Annotated in this window: 16 protein-coding genes; 10 read left to right on the top strand and 6 right to left on the bottom strand. The window is 73.7% G+C overall.

Annotated elements, in window-relative coordinates:
• A complete protein-coding gene (locus FHD63_RS03800) occupies nucleotides 1-381 on the bottom strand; it encodes a DUF4233 domain-containing protein (protein ID WP_158296697.1) in 381 nt (126 codons plus the stop codon).
• Between the two features lie 107 nt (nucleotides 382-488).
• On the opposite strand from FHD63_RS03800, the gene FHD63_RS03795 reads away from it, so the two are divergent.
• Both FHD63_RS03795 and FHD63_RS03790 read left to right on the top strand, forming a co-directional pair.
• Complete coding sequence (locus tag FHD63_RS03795) at nucleotides 489-1121, top strand: DUF3105 domain-containing protein (RefSeq protein ID WP_139720254.1); 633 nt, start codon at nucleotides 489-491, stop codon at nucleotides 1119-1121.
• Complete coding sequence (locus FHD63_RS03790) at nucleotides 1118-1909, top strand: DUF305 domain-containing protein (protein WP_202978409.1); 792 nt, start codon at nucleotides 1118-1120, stop codon at nucleotides 1907-1909. Before FHD63_RS03795 ends, FHD63_RS03790 begins: the two co-directional genes overlap by 4 nt.
• Nucleotides 1910-2138: 229 nt before the next feature.
• Here the strand turns inward: FHD63_RS03790 and FHD63_RS16065 are convergent, their stop codons facing one another.
• Nucleotides 2139-2342 (bottom strand): hypothetical protein, encoded by a 204-nt coding sequence (locus FHD63_RS16065; RefSeq protein ID WP_170215585.1) that lies wholly within the window; start codon nucleotides 2340-2342, stop codon nucleotides 2139-2141.
• 11 nt (nucleotides 2343-2353) lie between these two features.
• Between FHD63_RS16065 and FHD63_RS03780 the strand changes: the two genes are divergently transcribed.
• Nucleotides 2354-3619: a cupin domain-containing protein gene (locus FHD63_RS03780; RefSeq protein ID WP_139720252.1), complete on the top strand. Its 1266-nt coding sequence runs from the start codon at nucleotides 2354-2356 to the stop codon at nucleotides 3617-3619.
• Nucleotides 3612-4661 (top strand): sucrase ferredoxin, encoded by a 1050-nt coding sequence (locus FHD63_RS03775; protein ID WP_139720251.1) that lies wholly within the window; start codon nucleotides 3612-3614, stop codon nucleotides 4659-4661. Before FHD63_RS03780 ends, FHD63_RS03775 begins: the two co-directional genes overlap by 8 nt.
• On the opposite strand, the gene FHD63_RS03770 is transcribed toward FHD63_RS03775, so the two are convergent.
• The 4 genes from FHD63_RS03770 to FHD63_RS03755 form a co-directional block, all read right to left on the bottom strand.
• A complete protein-coding gene (locus tag FHD63_RS03770; RefSeq protein ID WP_139720249.1) occupies nucleotides 4648-6120 on the bottom strand; it encodes a bifunctional folylpolyglutamate synthase/dihydrofolate synthase in 1473 nt (490 codons plus the stop codon). The genes FHD63_RS03775 and FHD63_RS03770 overlap by 14 nt on opposite strands.
• Nucleotides 6117-9479 (bottom strand): isoleucine--tRNA ligase, encoded by a 3363-nt coding sequence (gene ileS, locus FHD63_RS03765; protein ID WP_139720247.1) that lies wholly within the window; start codon nucleotides 9477-9479, stop codon nucleotides 6117-6119. Before ileS ends, FHD63_RS03770 begins: the two co-directional genes overlap by 4 nt.
• A gap of 434 nt (nucleotides 9480-9913) precedes the next feature.
• Nucleotides 9914-10843, bottom strand: a complete 930-nt coding sequence (locus tag FHD63_RS03760; protein ID WP_139720245.1) for a hypothetical protein — start codon at nucleotides 10841-10843, stop codon at nucleotides 9914-9916.
• Nucleotides 10844-11073: 230 nt separating this feature from the next.
• Entirely contained in the window at nucleotides 11074-12753 is a 1680-nt protein-coding gene (locus FHD63_RS03755; RefSeq protein ID WP_238705755.1) for an alanine/glycine:cation symporter family protein, read from the bottom strand.
• A 154-nt stretch (nucleotides 12754-12907) separates the two neighbouring features.
• Between FHD63_RS03755 and valS the strand changes: the two genes are divergently transcribed.
• The 6 genes from valS to FHD63_RS03725 are packed head-to-tail and all read left to right on the top strand — an operon-like array spanning nucleotide 12908 to nucleotide 19853.
• Nucleotides 12908-15604, top strand: coding sequence for a valine--tRNA ligase (gene valS, locus FHD63_RS03750; RefSeq protein ID WP_139720244.1), 2697 nt, complete (start codon nucleotides 12908-12910; stop codon nucleotides 15602-15604).
• 8 nt (nucleotides 15605-15612) lie between these two features.
• Nucleotides 15613-16359, top strand: coding sequence for a DUF4129 domain-containing protein (locus FHD63_RS03745; protein ID WP_139720242.1), 747 nt, complete (start codon nucleotides 15613-15615; stop codon nucleotides 16357-16359).
• Nucleotides 16356-16901, top strand: a complete 546-nt coding sequence (locus FHD63_RS03740) for a hypothetical protein (protein WP_139720240.1) — start codon at nucleotides 16356-16358, stop codon at nucleotides 16899-16901. The genes FHD63_RS03745 and FHD63_RS03740 overlap by 4 nt, the downstream gene beginning before the upstream one ends.
• Nucleotides 16898-17932 carry an AAA family ATPase gene (locus tag FHD63_RS03735; protein ID WP_139720239.1) on the top strand — a complete coding sequence of 345 codons (1035 nt, stop codon included), beginning with the start codon at nucleotides 16898-16900 and terminating at the stop codon, nucleotides 17930-17932. Before FHD63_RS03740 ends, FHD63_RS03735 begins: the two co-directional genes overlap by 4 nt.
• Entirely contained in the window at nucleotides 17932-19296 is a 1365-nt protein-coding gene (locus tag FHD63_RS03730; protein ID WP_139720235.1) for a DUF58 domain-containing protein, read from the top strand. Before FHD63_RS03735 ends, FHD63_RS03730 begins: the two co-directional genes overlap by 1 nt.
• Complete coding sequence (locus FHD63_RS03725; RefSeq protein ID WP_139720233.1) at nucleotides 19296-19853, top strand: hypothetical protein; 558 nt, start codon at nucleotides 19296-19298, stop codon at nucleotides 19851-19853. Before FHD63_RS03730 ends, FHD63_RS03725 begins: the two co-directional genes overlap by 1 nt.
• Nucleotides 19854-19896: the final 43 nt, after the last annotated feature.

The raw sequence follows: 19896 nt of genomic DNA, 5'->3' as shown, positions 1-19896 counted from the left end.
TCAGCTCCCCTCCTGCTCGCGCTCCGCGGCCGCCCGCTGGGCGGTCAGCCGGTCCATCCGGATGCCCTGGGTGAGACAGAGCCACCACAGGAAGCCGAAGAGCCCGGCGACGACGAACATGGCCGGGAGCACGACCCCGGCGGCCAGGGTGAGGAACTGGACGACCCAGCCCAGGAGGATCCCCCACCGGCTGCGCAGGGCCCCTGCTGCCACGACGCACAGGCCGGCCAGCGCCAGCCCTCCCCACAGGAAGGCGCCCGCCCGGGGGTCGTCGGTGGTCTGCGCCAGCCGCCACGCGACGAGCGCGCCGAGGGCGACCGACAGGGCCTGGGCGATCAGCGTCGTGGCGCACAGACGTCGGGTGAGGGTGCCGGGAGTCACGCCCCTCATCCTCCCAGACCCCGGCTGGGAGGCCTCTCAGCAACCCGCCAGCACCACGGCATACCCTGGGGCGGACACCAGGCCCGTCGCAGACCAGGAGTGCCTCGATGCCCCGACCCGACCGCACCCCCGCGGCGTCCGACCGAGCCGCCAAGGCGGCCAAGATCCAGAAGGCCGGCGCCGCCGCCGAGCGCCGCAGGGGCGCCCTCATCTGGGGATCGGCGGTCGCCGTCGTGGTCCTCATCATCGGCGCGGTCGTCTTCGCCGTCGTCCGGGACTCCCCCGCCCTGGCCGACCTGTCGGCCGTCGAGGACTTCGACAACACCGCGGCCGACCACCGCAACGAGCCGATCGACTACGACTCCGCCGTGCCGCCGGGCGGTCCGCACCACCCCGCGTGGTGGGACTGCGGGGTCTACCCGGAGGAGGTGCCGACCGAGCACGCGGTTCACTCGCTCGAGCACGGGGCGGTGTGGCTGACCTACCAGCCCGACCTGCCCGCCGAGCAGGTCGAGGTGCTCACCTCCCTGGGCGACGCCGACTACATGCTCGTGAGCCCGGTCCCCGACCAGGAGTCGCCGGTCATGGCGACGTCGTGGAACCACCAGCTCGCGCTGGACACCGCGGACGAGAAGATCCTGCAGGCCTTCATCCGGGAGTACAAGCAGGCGCCGGACACGCCCGAGCTGGGCGCGGCGTGCACGGGTGGGACGGTGACCGACCTGGTGGCGCGTCAGTGAGCGACCCCGTCGTCGAGCAGGACCCCACCCCGCCCGCATCCCGCCCCCGCGACCGCTGGCGCACCTTCGGGGCGCCGGCGCTCGCGGCGGTGACCGTCCTCGCGCTGTGCCTCGGGGCCCTCGTGGGGTGGCTGGCCTTCGGTGACCGGACCCCGCCCGACGACGGCGCGGACGCCGGCTTCGCCCGGGACATGAGCGAGCACCACGCCCAGGCGGTCCAGATGTCGCAGCTGGTGATGCAGCGCACGGAGGACGAGGACGTGCGCCGGCTGGCGGTCGACATCAGCAACAACCAGGGCTACGAGCGCGGGATGATGGGGACCTGGCTCGACGATTGGGGACTGCCCCGGGCGCGGGGCGAGGAGCGGATGGCCTGGATGTCGATGGAGGACATGGAGGGTCACGACCACGCGGCGATGACGGACCTGCCGGAGGGGGTGCCGATGCCCGGTATGGCCTCGCCCACCGAGATCCAGGAGCTCACCGACGCCTCCGGCCAGGAGGCGGAGGTGCTCTTCCTCCAGCTCATGACGACCCACCACATCTCCGGCGTGGAGATGGCCGAGGCCGCGGTCGCCCAGGCCACCCAGCCCGAGGTGCTGCTGGCCGCGCAGAAGATGGTCGATGCCCAGCAGGGCGAGATCATCCTCATGCGCGACATGCTGGCCGAGCGGGACGCCACCCCCCGCGAGGACGTCGAGGCCTGGCTGGCCGAGCAGGAGGCCGAGGAGTCCACCGGCTCCGGGGGCACCGTCCCCGGCGAGGGCTCCGGGCACGCCGACCACTGAACCCGGGCTGCGGGCAGGTTGCGGTTGCGGGGCGTCCGGCCACCCAGGATGCTCGAGGCGAGGCCGCGGTCCACGCGGCCGCGACGCACGACTGAAGGGTGGATGCGATGAGCACGCAGGACAACGACCCGTTCGAGGACGTCCCCGAGGCGGGCCCGGCGAGCACGGGCAGCGCTGACGGTCACGCCGGACCTGGTGGCGACGGCGGTGCCGACGGTGGCGCGGACGGTCACGCCGGACCTGGTGGCGACGGCGGGGGGCCGACGGTGGCGCCGACGGCCACGCCGGACCTGGTGGCGACGGCGGGGCCGACGGTGGCGCCGACGGCCACGCCGGACCTGGTGGCGACGGCGGTGCCGACGGTGGCGCGGACGGTCACGCGGGTGCCGGGGGTGACGGCGGAGCCGACGGTCCCGCCGAGTGAGGAGCGCACGACCGCACGTGGTGAGGGCCGGGAGACCGGCCCTCACCCGGCTCCTGGGGACCCTCGACGCCGACACCTTCGCCCGCGAGCACTGGGGGCACACCCTGCACCTCGCCACGGTCGAGGAGCGGGGCGGTGACGCGTTCTCCGACCTGTTCTCCCTCGACGCGGTCGACGAGCTCGTCTCGGACCGCGCGCTGCGCACCCCGTTCCTGCGGGTGGCCAAAAACGGCTCGACGCTCCCGGAGGCCGGCTTCACCTCCTCCGGCGGTACGGGCGCCGGCATGCCCGACCAGGTCGACGACACCCGGTTGCTGAGGCACTTCGCCGACGGCTCGACCCTGGTGCTGCAGGGGCTGCACCGGACGTGGGGACCGATCCGCGCGTTCGCGGCCGACCTGGCCGACGACCTCGGTAGCCCGGTGCAGGTGAACGCCTACATCACGCCCCCGGCGAACCAGGGCTTCGACGACCACTACGACGTGCACGACGTCTTCGTGCTGCAGGTGTCCGGCACCAAGCGGTGGTCGTTGCGCGAGCCCGTCCTGCCGCAGCCGCTGCGGAGCCAGCCGTGGACCGACCGCCGTGACGCGGTCGCCGCCCGGGCCCAGGAGCCGGCCGCGCTCGAGACCACCCTGCGCCCCGGCGACTGCCTCTACCTCCCCCGGGGGTGGATCCACTCGGCCCGGGCGATGGGCGAGGTCAGCGCCCACCTCACCATCGGGGTCCACGCGTGGACCCGCCACCACGTGGCGCGCACGGCGCTCGACCTCCTGGGTGCCGGTCTCGGCGACGAGGCGGACGTGCGGCAGAGCCTGCCGCTGGGTGTCGACCTCTCCTCTCCCGACGGCTGGGGTGAGGACGTGGAGCAGGTCCGAGCCGCCCTCCTGCGACGGCTGCGCGACCTGCCCGCCGAGGACCTCGCCGCCGCGCTGGAGACCGACCACCGCCGCAGCGCCCGACCGGCACCGGTCCGGCCGCTCGCCCAGGCGGCCGCCGCCGAGCAGCTGCGTGCGGACGACGCCGTGGAGCTCCGCCGCCACCTCGAGCCCGCGCTGCGGGACGACGGCGACCGGGTGAGCCTGGTCTCTCGGGTCGCCACCTTCACCCTGCCCGCGACCTACCGGCCGGCGCTGGAGCGGCTGCTCGAGGCCGAGCCCGTCGGGGTCCGGGAGCTGGGCGGGCTCGCGGGCCTCGACGACACCGAGGCGCTCGGGCTCGCGCGCGGGCTCCTGCACCGCGGCGTCGCGACCCCGGCGCAGCGGCGTCCCGGCCGGGATGACTGAGTCGTTCCGCTGCTCCGACGCCGCCCGCGAGCGCGGCGACCCCGTCCTGGGCACCGCGCCCCCGCAGCCCCGGCTGCTGCTCGTCGAGGTGCCGGGCGGATGGCCCCCAGACGCGCTCGCGGCGCTGCCGGCCGAGGTCCGCGACGACCTCGTGCGGGTGATGACGGTGGGTTCCGCCCGGCTCCTGCTCGTCCGCCGGCCGGGAGAGCCGCACCGTCCGGACGGCCCCTGGCAGTGGTATGCCGTGGACCCCGCCGCGCGCCCGGGCGCCCGGGTGGTGGGCGGGACGTGGTCCGCCGGAGCCGAGCTGCTGGCCGCGGCGACCTCGGCGCTCGCCGGGGCTGCGGCGCAGGACCCGCCCCCGGACGCCGACCCCCACCACGCGCCCGACGCCGGCGCCTCCCCTGCCCAGGGCTCGGTCGACGAGCAGCTGCTGCTGGTCTGCACCCACGGGCGCAAGGACGTGTGCTGCGCGGTGCGCGGGCGGCCGGTGGCCGCTGCCCTCGACGAGGTCTGGCCCGGCGAGGTCTGGGAGTGCTCGCACACCGGGGGCGACCGCTTCGCCGCCAACCTCCTCGTGCTGCCCGACGGCGCGTGCTACGGCGGCCTCGACCCCGACCGGGCCGTCGAGGTCGTGCGCGGGCACCGGGCCGGGGCGCCGGCGGTGGGCCACCTGCGCGGCCGCATCGGCCAGGACCGGGTGGTGCAGAGCGCCGTCGTCGCGGCCCTCGGCCGCTGGGGGGTGCCCTGGGACGCGGTGCGGCCGGTCGGCACACCGCAGGTGCTGCCCGCTGCGGAGGACGGTGCCGGCGCCGCGACGGGGCACGTCGTGGCGCAATGGCGCACCGACGTGGCGGTGGAGGGCCACGGGCTCTGGCGGGCGTCGGGGGTCGAGCGGCTCGCCCCCGCCCAGCGGCTCACCTGCCGCGCGGTGGGTGCCGGCTCGGTCCGGGTGCCGGAGGTGGTCGGCTGGAGCGCCCTGCCCGAGGCGGTCGGCGGGGGCGCCGAGTCCGGGGCCGGCACGTCCGCTAGCCGGTCCTGAGCCCCAGCAGCTCGCGCACCTCGGCGGCCGTCGTCACCGAGCCGGTGGCGATCACGGCACCGCCGACCCCGCCGTCGTCGGCCAGGCCGGCGGCCACGTCCAGGGCGTCGGGGAGGTCGGGGATGACGGTGACCCGGTCCTCGCCGAAGTACTCGGCCACGAGCTCGCCGAGGCGGTGCGGCCGGATGGCCCGCGGCGAGGTGGTCCGCGAGACCACGACGTGGTCGAGCACCGGCTCCAGCGCCTGGATCATCGGCTCGGCGTCCTTGTCCTCCAGGACGGCGAGCAGCCCGACGAGCCGGGTGAACGTGAAGGACTCGCGCAGCGCCTCGACCAGGGCCTCCACCCCGGCCGGGTTGTGCGCGGCGTCGACGAGGACGGTCGGCGAGCGGCGGACGATCTCGAGGCGCCCGGGTGAGGAGACGTCGGCCAGACCGGCCCGGAGGACCTCGTCGGACAGGGGCTGCTCCCCTCCCCCGACGAAGGCCTCGACCGCGGCGATCGCCAGGGCGGCGTTGTGCGCCTGGTGCCCGCCGAAGAGCGGCAGGAAGAGACCGTCGTAGTCCCCGGCCAACCCGCGCACCGACACCTGCTGGCCACCGACGGCGATCTCCCGGGCCAGCACCCCGAAGTTCACGCCCTCGGCCCGCAGGTCGGCCCCGACCTCCTCGGTGCGCTCGGTGAGGACGTCCATGACCTCCGGCTCCTGGACCCCCACGACGGCGATGGCCCCGGGCTTGATGATCCCGGCCTTCTCCGTCGCGATCTCCTCGAGGGTGTTCCCGAGCAGGCGGGTGTGGTCCAGCGCCACCGGGGTGAGCACGGCCACGTCGCCGTCGGCGACGGAGGTGGCGTCCCACACCCCGCCGAGCCCGACCTCCACCACGGCGACGTCGACGGGGGTGTCGGCGAACGCGGCATACGCCACGCAGACGAGCACCTCGAAGTAGGTCATCCGCACGCGGCGGGCCGGGTCCTCGTCGGCCGCCGACTCGAGGTCGACCATCTCGACGAAGGGCAGCACGTCGTCGTAGGCGGACAGGAAGGCCTCGACGGAGACCGGCTCGCCGTCGGTGCTGATCCGCTCGCGCATGTCGTGCAGGTGCGGGCTGGTGAACCGGCCGGTGCGCAGGCCCATCTCCCGCAGGAGCCGCTCGACCATCCGGGCGGTCGAGGTCTTGCCGTTGGTCCCGGTGAGGTGGACCATCCGGAAGGTGCGCTGCGGGTCGCCCATGAGCTCCATGACCCGCGCCACCCGGTGCAGGCTGGGCTCGGGCATGTGCTCCGGCGTGCGGGCCAGGATGTCCTCGGTCACCTGGGCGTAGCGCGCGAGCTCGGCCGGGTCGGGGTCCGGGGCGGTGGCACCGCCCGGGGCCGCCTCGTCGCTCGGGACGGCGCCGCCGGGCTCGAGCGGCAGCTCGGTGCTGCCGTCCTCGCCCTCGAAGAAGTTGTCGCTCATCGTCCGGTCTCCTCGCGTCGGCTGATCAGGAGCTGCACGGTATGCCCGCCGCCCAGGTCGGCGGTGCTGGCGTGGGCGCCGTTCCTGGCGGGGGGCAGGGCCTGGCCCGCCCCGGCGGCGCCGAACTGGACGGCCAGCGTCTCACCCATGACGAGCTGCTGGTGCGCCATCGCGGCGTCCCAGACCTCGTCGTCACCCACGACGGTGAGGCTGATGCGGTCGCTGATGTCGAGGCCGGCGTCCTTGCGGGCGCCCTGGACGGCGCGCACCAGGTCGCGCGCCAGGCCCTCCTGCGCGAGCTCGGGCGTCACCGCGGTGTCGAGCACGACGAAGCCTCCGCCCTGCCCGCGCAGCGTCGCGGTCGCCCTCTCCGCGTGGTCGTCGGTCCCGCCCACGACCGTCTCGAGGGTGAACTCGCCCTCGTCCAGAGCGATCCCTCCGCTGGTCACCGTGCCGTCGTCGGCGACCGACCAGTCACCGCTCTTGGACCCCTTGATCGCGGCCTGCACCTGCTTGCCGAGCCGAGGCCCGGCGGCCCGGGCGTTGACCGTGAGCCGCTGCTCGACCTGCAGGTCGGACAGGGCGTCCGGGTCGTCGGCGTCGAGGACGGTGAGCTGCCGGACGTTGACCTCGTCCCTGATGACGTCGGTGACCATCTGCGCGCGAGCGTCGTGGTCGGGCACCAGGGTCTGCGCGTCCTTGAGGACCACCGTGAGCCGGGGCAGCGGCAGCCGCACCCGCAGGCCCTGCGCCTTGCGCAGCCCCAGCGCGGTCGAGCAGACCTCCCGGACGGTGTCCATCGCGGCCACCAGCTCCGGGTCCTCCGGCAGGTCGCCGGCCTCCGGCCAGTCGGTGAGGTGCACCGACTCGCCGCCGGTGAGGCCGCGCCATACCTCCTCGGTGAGCAGCGGGAGCAGCGGGGCGGCCACCCGGCAGGTGATCTCGAGGACGGTGTAGAGCGTGTCGAAGGCCTCGTGGTCCTCGGCCCAGAAGCGGTCCCGGGAGCGCCGGATGTACCAGTTGGTGAGGACGTCGACGAAGTCGCGGATGACCTCGGCGGCTACCGCGATCTCGTTGCCGTCGTAGGCCGCCTCAGCCGCCTCGACGAACTCGCGGGTCTTGGCCAGGACGTAGCGGTCGAGCTGGTGCTCCGAGCCGGTCGACCAGCGCGCCTCGTAGCCCGCGGCGTTGGCGTAGAGCCCGAAGAAGTACCACGCGTTCCACAGCGGGATCATCGTCTGCCGCACGCCGTCGCGGATCCCCTGCTCGGTGACGACGAGGTTGCCGCCGCGCAGGATCGGGGAGGACATGAGGAACCAGCGCATCGCGTCGGCGCCGTCGCGGTCGAAGACCTCGCGCACGTCGGGGTAGTTCTTGAGCGACTTGGACATCTTCTGCCCGTCGCTGCCGAGCACGATGCCGTGCGAGAGGCAGGTCGAGAACGCCGGCCGGTCGAAGAGCGCGGTGGCGAGGATGTGCAGCGTGTAGAACCAGCCGCGGGTCTGCCCGATGTACTCGACGATGAAGTCGGCCGGGAAGTGCTCCTCGAACCACTGCTCGTTCTCGAACGGGTAGTGCACCTGGGCGTAGCTCATCGACCCGGAGTCGAACCACACGTCGAGCACGTCCTCGACCCGGCGCATGGTGCTCGCGCCGGTCGGGTCGTCGGGGTTGGGCCGGGTCAGCTCGTCGACGAACGGCCGGTGCAGGTCGACGTGGCCGTCACGGTCGCGCGGGAGCGTGCCGAAGTCGGCCTCGATCTCCTCGAGGCTGCCGTAGACGTCGATGCGGGGGTAGGCCGGGTCGTCGCTGCGCCACACCGGGATCGGGCTGCCCCAGAAGCGGTTGCGGGAGATCGACCAGTCGCGGGCGTTCTCCAGCCACCGGCCGAACTGCCCGTGCTTGATGTGCTCGGGCACCCAGGTGATGTCCTCGTTGGTGCGCAGCATGTCGTCCTTGAACGCCGTGACCTCGACGAACCAGGAGGAGACCGCCTTGTAGATGAGCGGCTGCTTGCAGCGCCAGCAGTGCGGGTAGGAGTGGGCGTAGGACTCGCGGCGCAGCAGGACGGTGCCCTCGGTCACCGAGCCGGTGTCGTGCGGCTCCCCGCCGAGCTGGTTGCGGGTGGCGGCCTTGAGGTGGTCCATGATCGGCGCGTTGGCGTCGAAGACGAGCATCCCGGCGTACTCCTCCACCGGGGCGGTGAAGGCGCCGTCCGGGCCGACCGGCATGACCGGCTCGATGCCCTCGCGGTCGGTGACCACCTTGTCGTCCTCACCGAAGGCGCCCGCGGTGTGGACGAGCCCGGTGCCGTCGGTGGTGGTGACGAACTCCGCCACGACGAGCCGGTGCGCCCGCTCCCAGCCCTGGTAGTAGGAGAACGGCGGGACGTAGGAGCGGCCGGTCAGCTGCGCGCCGGTGTAGGTGCCGAGCACCTCCGGGTCCTCGCCGAGCTCGTGGGCGTAGGCCGCGAGCCGCTCCTTCGCGATGAGGTAGCGCTCACCGCCGCCGGACCCGGCGTCCTCCGAGGCGGCGCCGGGCAGCGGGGCCCGCACCACGACGTACTCGATGTCCTCGCCGACCATGATCGCGAGGTTGGCCGGCAGCGTCCACGGCGTCGTGGTCCAGACCAGCGCCAGCGCGCCGTCCAGGACGTCGTCGGGCGTCGCCCCCGACAGGAGGCGCGCCCCGACGGTGACCGCCGGGTCCTGGCGCACCTGGTAGACCTCGTCGTCCATGCGCAGCTCGTGGTTGGACAGCGGGGTCTGGTCGTTCCAGCAGTAGGGCAGGACGCGGAAGCCCTCGTAGACGAGGCCCTTGTCGTAGAGCCGCTTGAAGGCCCACAGCACCGACTCCATGTAGTCGACGTTGAGGGTCTTGTAGTCGCCCTCGAAGTCCACCCAGCGCGCCTGGCGGGTGACGTAGTCCTGCCACTCGTCGGTGTACTTCAGCACCGACTCGCGGCACTTGGCGTTGAAGGCCTCGATGCCGATGCCGAGGATCTCGTCCTTGGTCTTGATGCCCAGCTGGTCCATCGCCTCGAGCTCGGCGGGCAGCCCGTGGGTGTCCCAGCCGAAGCGCCGCTCGACCCGCTTGCCCCGCATGGTCTGGTAGCGCGGGACGACGTCCTTGACGTAGCCGGTGAGCAGGTGGCCGTAGTGCGGCAGCCCGTTGGCGAAGGGGGGTCCGTCGTAGAAGACGTACTCGTTGGCGCCGCGCTCCCCGGCCTCGCGCTGCTCGACGCTCCGGGCGAAGGTGCCGTGCTCCTGCCAGTAGGCCAGCACGGCCTGCTCGATCTCCGGGAAGCGCGGGGAGGGCGTCAGCGCGGCGGCAGAGGTGCTGGACTGGGGGTAGGCCATGGGCGGGCGGCTCCTGGGGTGTCGCGGGGTGGGCGTCGCGTGCGGTCGTCTCGTGGTCGGTCGTGCCACGAGGACGACGCTGCCCGGGTATGACGCCCGGTCGGCACCGCGGTACCACCTCGCTTGCCCGCCGGCGTCCGCCGACCCCGGTGGGGTCCGGCTGGCGCGGCGTGCCGCTTCGTTCCGGCTGTGACGGGCCTACCCGTGCGGGTCTAGTGCGCTCGCCGTCGGCTCACGGTGGCGGTTCTTCCGCAGGCTCGCCGCTGATGACGGCTCGGACGCCTGTGCGTCACCATGCTAACGCCTCCGCCGTCCACGGGGTCCCCGCACGCCGGTCGGTGGCGCCGCCGTCCGGACGACACGCCCGTCGCGTCCGGCTCAGGCACGCACGTGCGTCGCTGGGCCGTCGCACGTCGGCGTGTCGTCGGCCCTTCTCAGGCGGTGGCCCGCCAGGGCTGCTCGGGGAAGTGTCGCCCGAACCGGGCCGGGGGCAGGGTCGGCAGCGGCTTGTCGTAGCCGCGGGAGGCGAGCACCCGCGCGACGCGCAGCACGGTGGCCCACGGGGTGGCGTGGACGTCCGGGCTGCGGACCACCACCAGCCTCCAGCCGCGGCCGTCGAGCCACTCGCGGCGTGCGATGTCGTGGCCCCACTGCCCCGCGTCCTCGGCATGGTGGCGCCCGTCGTACTCGATGGCGACCTTGATCTCGGGATAGCTCAGGTCGAGCCGGTAGCGGGGCGACCCCTGCGCGTCGACCAGCGTGAGCTGGACCCGCGGCTCGGGAAGCCCCGCGAGGACCAGCAGCAGCCTGACCTTGGTCTCCATCGGCGACTCGGCACCCTTCCGGACGAGGAGGGATGCCTGACGCGCGAGCGCCGACCCCCGCTCGTGCGCGGCGTCCACCAGCTGGTCCGGGGTGACGTGCCCCCGGTGGACGAGCGAGTCGCCCAGCACGACGAGGTCCACGAGGTCCAGGTCGTGCGCGAGGTCGAGGAACGTCTGCGCGGGTGTCGTGACCCGGACCCCGCGGTGCACCCAGGTCTGCGGCGCAGCGTGCACGTGCCACTGCAGCCCGGCGCGCCGGCGTCGGTCCTGCGCCCGCCGGGCCGTCAGGTGGACCAGGGGCGAGGAGGGGACGACCGCGCCGTAGAGGCGGGCGGCAGAGTGATGGCTGACCACCGCGTCCGGCGCGACGAGCAGGGCGGCACGCGCGAGCAGCTGCGCGGTGAGCCGGACCGTGACCGCCAGCCGGACGCTCCCGAAGAGGCGGCGGAACCCCGGGCCGTCCAGGGCGTGCTTCGTCATGCCCGCGCGGAGTCCGTCCTGGCGGAGGAAGGGCGCGGTCAGGTCGAGATCCTGCTTCATGAGACCCACCGTGCCGCACGGCACGGGTGTCCTGCCGCCGTCGTCCACAGGCATACCTGGTCGGTCCGTCGCGTCCCGACGACACGCGCGCCGCGAGCGGCTCAGCCACGCACGTGCGTGGATGAGCCGACCAGACCGGGCGTGTCGGCGGGAGCGCAGCCGGTGCCGGGCACGGCCGAGGGCCGGGAGCGTGTGCTCCCGGCCCTCGGCGGTGATGCTGCGGTATGCCGTCAGTGACGGTCGCGCGGGGTGGTGGCCCCGCCCGCGCCGAACCCGTCGTCGTCGGGGTCGGCCAGACGGTTCGCGCCGGAGTCGTCGCGCACCTGGTTGGCCTCGGCGAGGTCGCGCACGGACATCTCCTTGTCGGCGTCCAGCTTGCCGAGCTCGGCGAGCTTGCCGCTCTTGCGGTCCGCGAGGTACTCGTTCATCTCCTTCTTGATGACCGGCAGCAGGAAGTAGACGCCGAGCAGGTTGACGAACGCGCAGACGAACAGGAAGTTGTCCGCGAACGCCAGCACCTGGCCGAAGTTGAGGATGCAGCCCGCCACCGTGAAGAGGAGGAAGACGACCCGGTAGATGAGCGTCGAGGTCCGGGTGTCACCGAACAGGTAGTTCCACGCCCGCTGGCCGTAGTAGGACCAGGTGATGAGGGTGGAGATCGCGAACAGCGCGACCGCGACGGCCAGGATGGTCGGGAACCACGAGATGTTCTCGGCGAAGGCGTCGGAGGTGATGACGACACCGCCGCCGTAGTCGTAGCTGTCGTCCGCGAAGACCTGCTCACGGGTCTCGTTGTAGAACGTGGTGTCCGCGATGACGATCGTCAGCGCGGTCATGGTGCAGACCAGGACGGTGTCGATGAAGGGCTCGAACATCGCCACGAAGCCCTCGGACACCGGGCGGCGGGTCTTGACCGTCGAGTGCGCGATCGGCGCCGAGCCCAGACCGGCCTCGTTGGAGAAGGCCGAGCGGGTCAGCCCGACGACGAGCGCACCGATGAACCCACCGGTGACCCCCTCGGCGGTGAAGGCACCGGTGAGGATGTCGCCGATCGCACCGGGGATGTGCGGGATGTTCGTCAGGATGACGATGAAGCAGGCGAGCACGTAGATGCCGCCCATGAGCGGGACCAGCGTCGAGGTGACCCGGCCGATGGACTTCATCCCACCGATGATGACCGCGCCGATGAGGGCGGCCAGCACGAGGCCGAAGATGAGCCCGGCGGAGGTGGAGGCCAGGAAGCTGTCCTCGCCACCGGTGACCTCGACAGCCTGCGAGTAGGTCTGGTTGGCCTGGAACATGTTGCCGCCGCCGACGCCGAAGAAGAGGATCGCGAGGGCGAACAGGCCGGTGAGGCCGACGGACAGGAACTTGGGGAACTTGCTGAACGCCACGGGGAGGTACTTGAACGGGCCGCCGGACACGGTGCCGTCGGCGCGGATCTCGCGGTACTTCACACCGAGCGTGCACTCGGCGAACTTCGTCGCCATGCCGAAGAGGCCGGCCAGGATCATCCAGAAGGTCGCCCCCGGACCACCCAGGGTGACGGCGACGCCGACACCGGCGATGTTGCCCAGGCCCACGGTGCCCGAGACGGCGGAGGTCAGCGCCTGGTAGTGCGGGATCTCACCCGGGTCGTCCGGCGAGGAGTACTTCCCCCGCAGGGTGTCCCACGCCACCTTGATGCCGCGGAACTGGATGAACCCGAAGTAGATCGAGATGATGACGGCCGCGGCGAGCAGCCACATGACCACGAAGGGCATCGGGATGCCGGGGATCTCGAAGAAGATGACGTCACCGGACACCTTGGTGATCGTCTCGAAGCTGGAGTCGACGGTGGACTCGAGGTTCTGGACCCACTGGGGGTCATCGACCGCCTCGGCCATGGACAGGGGAATGGTTCGCAACATGCGTCACACTGTTTGCCACATCCGGAAGTTGGTCAACGACATACCCCGATCGTGACCAAAACGTGATCCGCTCCCGGAACACCGGACAGCCCTTCCTCGTTGAGGCGGCTCCGGCCGGTCGGGTGCCCCGTCGCGGTCTGTGACAATACCGAGCATGAAGCGCACCCACCAGATCGCTCCCCCGCGCCCGGCGCAGCTGCCCGAGCGTCCGTCCGTCGACGGACTCGAGGAGAAGTGGGTCGCGGTATGGAAGGACACCGACGTCTACGCCTTCGACCGGGACGCCGCCCTGGCCGGACCGCGCGAGGAGATCTTCGCCGTCGACACCCCGCCGCCGACCGCGTCCGGCACGCTGCACCTCGGTCACGTCTTCGGCTACACCCAGGCCGACTGCCTCGCGCGCTACCACCGGATGACCGGCAAGCACGTGTTCTACCCCATCGGGTGGGACGACAACGGGCTGCCGACCGAGAAGCGGGTGCAGAACTACTACGGCGTGCGCGGCGACGCGACCCTGCCCTACGACCCCGACTTCACCCCGCCCCAGCGCGGCGGCGACGGGAAGAGCATCAGGGCCGCGGACCAGGTGCCCGTGGGCCGCTCCACCTTCATCGAGCTCTGCGAGGAGCTCACGGTCATCGACGAGCAGGCCTTCGAGGACGTCTTCCGCCGCCTCGGCCTGGCCATCGACTGGAACGTGCAGTACCGCACCATCGGTGACCGCTCCCGGGCCGTCGCGCAGCAGGCGTTCCTGCGCAACCTCGCCCGCGGCGAGGCCTACCAGGCGCTGGCGCCCGGCCTGTGGGACATCACCTTCCAGACCGCGGTCGCGCAGGCCGAGCTGGAGGCGCGCGACTACCCCGGCGCCTACCACCGCGTGGCCTACCACCGCGCCGACGGCGCACCGGTGCACATCGAGACGACGCGCCCCGAGCTCATCCCCTCGGTCGTCGCGCTCGTCGCGCACCCCGACGACGAGCGGTATGCCGACCTGTTCGGCACCACCGTCACCTCGCCGCTGTTCGGGGTCGAGGTGCCGGTGCTCGCCCACCCGCTCGCCGAGATGGACAAGGGCGCCGGCATCGCCATGTGCTGCACCTTCGGCGACATGACCGACGTGCAGTGGTGGCGCGAGCTGCAGCTCCCGACCCGCTCGGTCATCACCCGCTCCGGCCGGCTGCAGGAGCAGACCCCCGAGTGGGTCGCCGGCGGGCCCGGCGAGAGCCTCTACGACGAGCGGCTGGCCGGCCGGACCGTCCACGCCGCCCGCGAGGCCGTGGTCGAGGCGCTGCGCGCGTCCGGCGACCTGGACGGCGAGCCGACGAAGACGCAGCGCAAGGCCAACTTCTACGAGCGCGGCGAGAAGCCCCTGGAGATCGTCACCAGCCGCCAGTGGTTCATCCGCAACGGCGGCCGCGAGGACGGCGCCCCCGGGCTGCGCGAGGCGCTCATCGCGCGCGGCGAGGAGGTCCACTTCCACCCCGGCTTCATGCGCAGCCGCTACCGCAACTGGGTCGAGGGCCTCAACGGCGACTGGCTCATCAGCCGGCAGCGCTTCTTCGGCGTCCCGTTCCCGGTCTGGTACGCCGTGGACGCCGCCGGCGAGGTCGACCACGACACCGTCCTCGTGCCCGACGAGGCCCGGCTGCCGATCGACCCGGTGAGCGACGTGCCGGAGGGCTACACCGAGGACCAGCGCGACCAGCCCGGCGGCTTCACCGCCGACACGGACGTCATGGACACCTGGGCGACGTCCTCGCTCTCCCCGCAGATCGCGGCCGGGTGGCCGACGCGGGGCGGGTCGGGCGAGGGCTCGGACGCCGACCTCTTCGCGGCGATCTTCCCCTTCGACATGCGGCCCCAGGGCCACGACATCATCCGCACGTGGCTGTTCGCGACGATGGTCCGCGCCCACCACGAGCACGGCACCGTGCCGTGGACCGACGCGTACCTCAACGGCTGGATCCTCGACCCGGACCGCAAGAAGATGTCCAAGTCCAAGGGCAACGCCGTCACCCCGCTGGACATGCTGCAGGCCAGCGGCACCGACGCGGTGCGCTACTGGGCGGCCGCGGCCCGCCCCGGCGTCGACACGGTCGACGACCCCAACCAGATCAAGGTCGGGCGCCGGCTGGCGATCAAGCTGCTCAACGCCAGCTCGTTCGTCCTCGGCTTCGGCGAGCTGCCGCAGGGCTCCTCCGAGGCCGACCTCGTCACCGAGCCGCTGGACCGCGCCATGCTGGCCGGGCTGGCGGAGGTCGTGCGCCGGGCCACCCAGGCCTACGAGGCCTGGGACTACTCCACCGCCCTCGACGTCACCGAGTCGTTCTTCTGGACCTTCTGCGACGACTACCTCGAGCTGGTCAAGGAGCGCGCCTACGGCGGCGAGTTCTCCGCCGACGGCCCCGCGGGCGACCCCACGCCGCCGACGCTGTCCGCGCGCGCGGCGCTGCGGCTGGCCCTGTCGGTGCAGCTGCGCCTGCTGGCACCGGTGATCTCCTTCGCGACCGAGGAGGTGTGGTCGTGGTGGCACGAGGAGGGCACCTCGGTCCACACCCAGCCGTGGCCCGTCGTCGAGGAGCTGGCCGTCGCGGAGGGCGCGGACGCCGCCCTGCTCGGCACGGTCGGCCAGGCCCTCGCCGGGCTGCGGCGCGCCAAGTCGGAGGCCAAGGTCAAGATGCGCACGCCCATCGCGGCGGCGACGGTGGCGGGCCCGGCCGTCGAGCTGGAGCGGGTCCGCGCCGCCCTGGGCGACCTGGCCGCCGCCGGCAAGGTGACCGGCGAGCTGAGCTTCGACGAGGCCGAGCAGCTCGGCGTGCGCGACGTCGCCCTGGTGGAGGACCCGGCTTAGGCTGAGGTATGCGCAGGGGCACGAGGTCGACCAGTGGTGTCGCCCTCGCGGTGCTCGCCGCGGTGGCCGGGCTGAGCGTGCTCCTGTGGAGCTCCAGCAGCGGCAGGCCGCTGCTGGGGCCGCCCACCGGCACGTGGGAGCCCGAGATCGGCCTGCCCCCGCCGCTGCCGTCCTCCGAGCAGACCCCGGCGACGGCCGCCCCCACGGCGTCCTCCCAGCCACCGCAGGAGGGCTGGCAGGTCGACTGGTTGCTCCTCGGGGTGCTCCTGCTGGTCGTCGTGGTCGTCCTGCTCGTCGTCCGGGCGCTGCTGTCGCGGGACCGCGACGACGACGAGCCGCTGGAGATGGAGGAGGACGAGGAGCTCGCCGCGCTGCTCGAGGCCAGCGGTGACGACGTCCGCTACCGCGCGCTCGCCGAGGGGGACCCGCGCAACGCGGTCGTCGCCTGCTGGGTGGCGCTCGAGGACGCCGTCCGCCGCTCCGGGCTGCCGGACAACCCCGCCGAGACGGCCAGCGAGCTGACCCGGCGCGTGCTGGGCCGCTGGCAGGTCGACGAGACCTCGATCCGCACCCTGTCCGAGGCCTACCGCGAGGCCCGCTTCTCCCGCCACCCGGTCTCCGAGCAGCAGCGGGAGCAGGCCGTCGCCGCGCTCGACCGGATCCACGAGGACCTGCGCCGGCGGGCCCTCGCCGAGCAGGAGCGGGCCGCGCAGCGGGCCGGCGCCCCCGCCCCGGCGGACGGCGAGGACGGATGACCAGGTCCCTCCCGCCGCACCTGCGGCCGCAGCCGCTCGCCGGCGAGATCCGCCGGCACCTCGTGCCGGGGCTCGTCATCGCCGGCCTCCTCGGCGGCCTGCTCTTCTTCATCGGCGCCCTGCCCTACGCCTGGCCGCTGGCCCTGCTCGTCGTCGTGCTCGCCGGCCTGGTGGGCGGGTTGCTCACCTGGGGCCTGAGCACGACCGCCCGCGACGTCGAGCAGGCCTACTGGGTCTCGACCCCGCGCCAGGAGGCGGCACCCCCCGACGCCATGGACTACCGCCTGCTGCGGCTGCGGCGCGACCTGCGGGACGCCCTGGAGCGCGACGACCGTCGCGACGACATCTACCCCGTCATCCGCGAGCTGGCCGCGGAGCGGCTGCTCGCCCACCACGACGTGGACCTCGAGACCCAGCCCGAGCGGGCCCGGGCGCTGCTGGACCCGCACCTGGTCGCCTACCTCGAGCACCCCCCCACGGACACCCGCAGACGCAGCCGGAGCGCGCTGCATACCGCCATCGAAGGAGTCGAGAAGCTGTGAACGACACCCCCACCCCCGCCCTGGACGTGCCCGAGGTGTCGCGTCGCGCCGCGCAGGTGCTCGACCGGGTCGAGCAGGCGGTCGTCGGCAAGCGCGAGGCGCTGACGATGGTGCTCACGGCGGTGCTCTCCCGCGGCCACGTGCTCCTCGAGGACTTCCCCGGCCTGGGCAAGACGCTGGCCGCGCGGTCCTTCGCGCAGACGCTGGGGCTGGACTTCACCCGCGCGCAGTTCACCCCCGACCTGCTGCCCTCCGACCTCACCGGCTCCTTCGTCTTCGACCAGAGGAGCACCGAGTTCGTCTTCCGCCCCGGGCCGCTGTTCACCGGGCTGCTGCTGGCCGACGAGATCAACCGGACCCCGCCGAAGACCCAGTCGGCCCTGCTCGAGGCGATGCAGGAGCACCAGGTGACCGTCGAGGGCCAGACCTTCTCGCTCCCGCAGCCCTTCCACGTGCTGGCGACCGCCAACCCGGTGGAGTACGAGGGCACCTACCCGCTGCCCGAGGCCCAGCTGGACCGCTTCCTGGCCCGGGTCTCCTTCGGCTACCCCTCCCCCGAGGAGGAGTGGGACGTGCTGCGTCGCCGGGTCGCCCGGCAGTCCGAGGACCAGCGGCTCGACCCGGTCACCGACGCGGCCGGGCTGGCGGCGATGCAGGAGGCGGTCGAGCGGGTGCCCGTCGAGGACGACATCTCGCGGTACTGCGTCGAGCTGGCCTCGGCGACCCGCCGGCACCGGGCGGTCCTCGTCGGCGCCTCGCCCCGCGGGTCGCTCGCCCTCATGCTCACGTCAAGGGCGTATGCCGTGATCCACGGTCGCGACTACGTCACCCCCGAGGACGTCAAGGCGGTGGCGCACGCCGTGCTGGACCACCGGATCTCGATCAAGCCCGAGCTGTGGATGTCGGACACCGGGGGCGCCGCCGTGGTGACGGCGGCCCTGGGGCAGGTGCCGGTGCCCGGCTCGCGGACGGGGGCCTCCACCGTCGACGAGGACGACGTGCAGCCCGAGCGGTCCGCGGCGCGGCCCTGATGGCGGCCTTCGAGCGGGCGGACGCGTGGCGGCCCACGCACGCCCTCCAGCGCTGCCTGGTCGCGGTGCTCGCCATCGCTCCGGTGGCGCTGGTGTTCCGGCGCCCGGACCTGCTCGTGCTGGTCAGCCCGCTCGCGCTCGTGCTGGCGTGGAGCCTGGCGACCCGGCCCCAGGAGCGCCCCGACCACCGGTTCGGGCTCTCGCACGGGCAGGTGCGCGAGGGCGACCAGGCGCTCGCCGTGGCCGACCTCGAGCCCGTGGAGGGGGCCGAGGTGCTGTCGGCGGCCCTGACCCCCGCGCCCTTCGTGACCGCCGTCCTGCAGGAGCGGATGCGCCAGGCCCGGGACAGCGACGGCCTGCTCGTGCAGCGGACGTGCGCGGTGGCCGACGCCGACGGGCCCCAGGTGCAGGGCTACCGGCGGCTGCTCGTCGGGGTCCGGGTGACCCGGTGGGGCGTGCGCCGGATCGGTCCGCTGCAGGTCGCCGCCGCGAGCGCCTGGGGGTCCTACCGGTGGGGGCCGCTGTCGATGGAGGCCCAGGGGCTGCGCGTGCTGCCGCAGCCGGCGGCCTTCGACACCTCGGCCCCCGCGCCGCACCCGCGCGGGCTGGTGGGGATGCACCGCTCGAGCCGGCCCGGGGAGGGCAGCGAGTTCGCGACCATCCGCCCGTTCCAGGTCGGCGACCGGCTGCGGCGCATCCACTGGCCCCGCTCGAGCCGCACCGGGGAGCTGCACGTGACCTCGAGCTACGCCGACCAGGACACCCACGTGGCCGTGCTCGTCGACGCGCACTACGACCTGGGCCGCTCCGGCGGCCTGGACGGCGACGTGAGCTCGCTGGACCGGTCGGTGCGGGCCGCGGCCGCGGTCGCCGAGCACTTCCTGCACCAGGGCGACCGGGTGAGCCTGCGGGTGCTCTCGGCCCGCACCCCCCTCGTCGTCCCGACCGGCACCGGTCGGCGGCACGGGGTGCGGATCCTCGACACGCTCACCGGGGTGCAGGCCTCGGTGGACGAGCAGACCGACCCGCGGCGGGTCCACCTCGGGATCGGCTCGGGGACCCTCGTCGTCATGATCTCCTCCCTCGTGTCCCCCGACGCCCTCACCCAGGCCGCGACCCTCGCGGCGCGCGGCACCTCGGTCGTCGTGGTGGACGCCCTGGGCGAGGCCGTGGCGCGGGTCGCGCCCAGCGGCGAGCACGACCCCCTGGCGCGGACCGCCTGGCGCATCCGGATGCTGGAGCGGGACCGGGAGATCCGGGCGATCCGGGCGCAGGGCGTCGCGGTGGTGCCCTGGCTGGGCCCGGGCAGCCTGGACGTCGTGCTGCTGGAGCTGGCCCGCCGCCGACGCCGGGTGGGTGCCTGATGGGCGAGCTGCGCGAGCACTGGGTCAACCTGCGGACCGCCTCCCCCAGCCACCTGCGGGTGCGGCTGGTGGCGCTGGCGGGGTCGGTGGTCTTCGCGCTGTGCCTCGTCGCGGCCGGCGGCGGGGGGCCGGTCGTGTGGATCGGCACGGTCGTGCTGGGCGCGCTCGTGGTGGCCCAGCCCGCCGGCGTCATGCCGGCCTTCTTCCTCGTGTGGGCGGTCGCGGCCTGGTGGGCCGCCGTCCCGGGGCCGTGGCACTGGGCGCTGCTGCCCGCGGCGTGGAGCCTGCTGCTGGTGCACGCCAGCGCCGCCCTCGCGGCCTCGGTGCCGCCCCAGGCGACGGTGCCCCGCTCCGTCCTCGTCCGGTATGCCGCCCGCGTCGGCGTCGTCGCCGCGGCGGTCACCCTGGTCTGGGGTCTCGCGGCGCTGGCCGCCGGGGGCGGCGCGAGCGGGGGCGCCGGGCCGGTGCCCAGCATCGTCGGGCTGGCCCTGCTGGCGGCGGCGCTCCTCGGCTACGCCCGCCTGCGTCAGCGGCACACCGCACCGGACGCGCGCTAGGAGCGCACCGGACGCGCCGTCGCGCCGCACCGGACGCACGGTC

This window comes from Serinicoccus chungangensis (assembly GCF_006337125.1).
GTDB lineage: Bacteria > Actinomycetota > Actinomycetes > Actinomycetales > Dermatophilaceae > Ornithinicoccus > Ornithinicoccus chungangensis.
The sequence above is the reverse complement of the archived record's forward strand: the minus strand, read 5'-3'. Positions and strand labels throughout refer to the sequence as shown.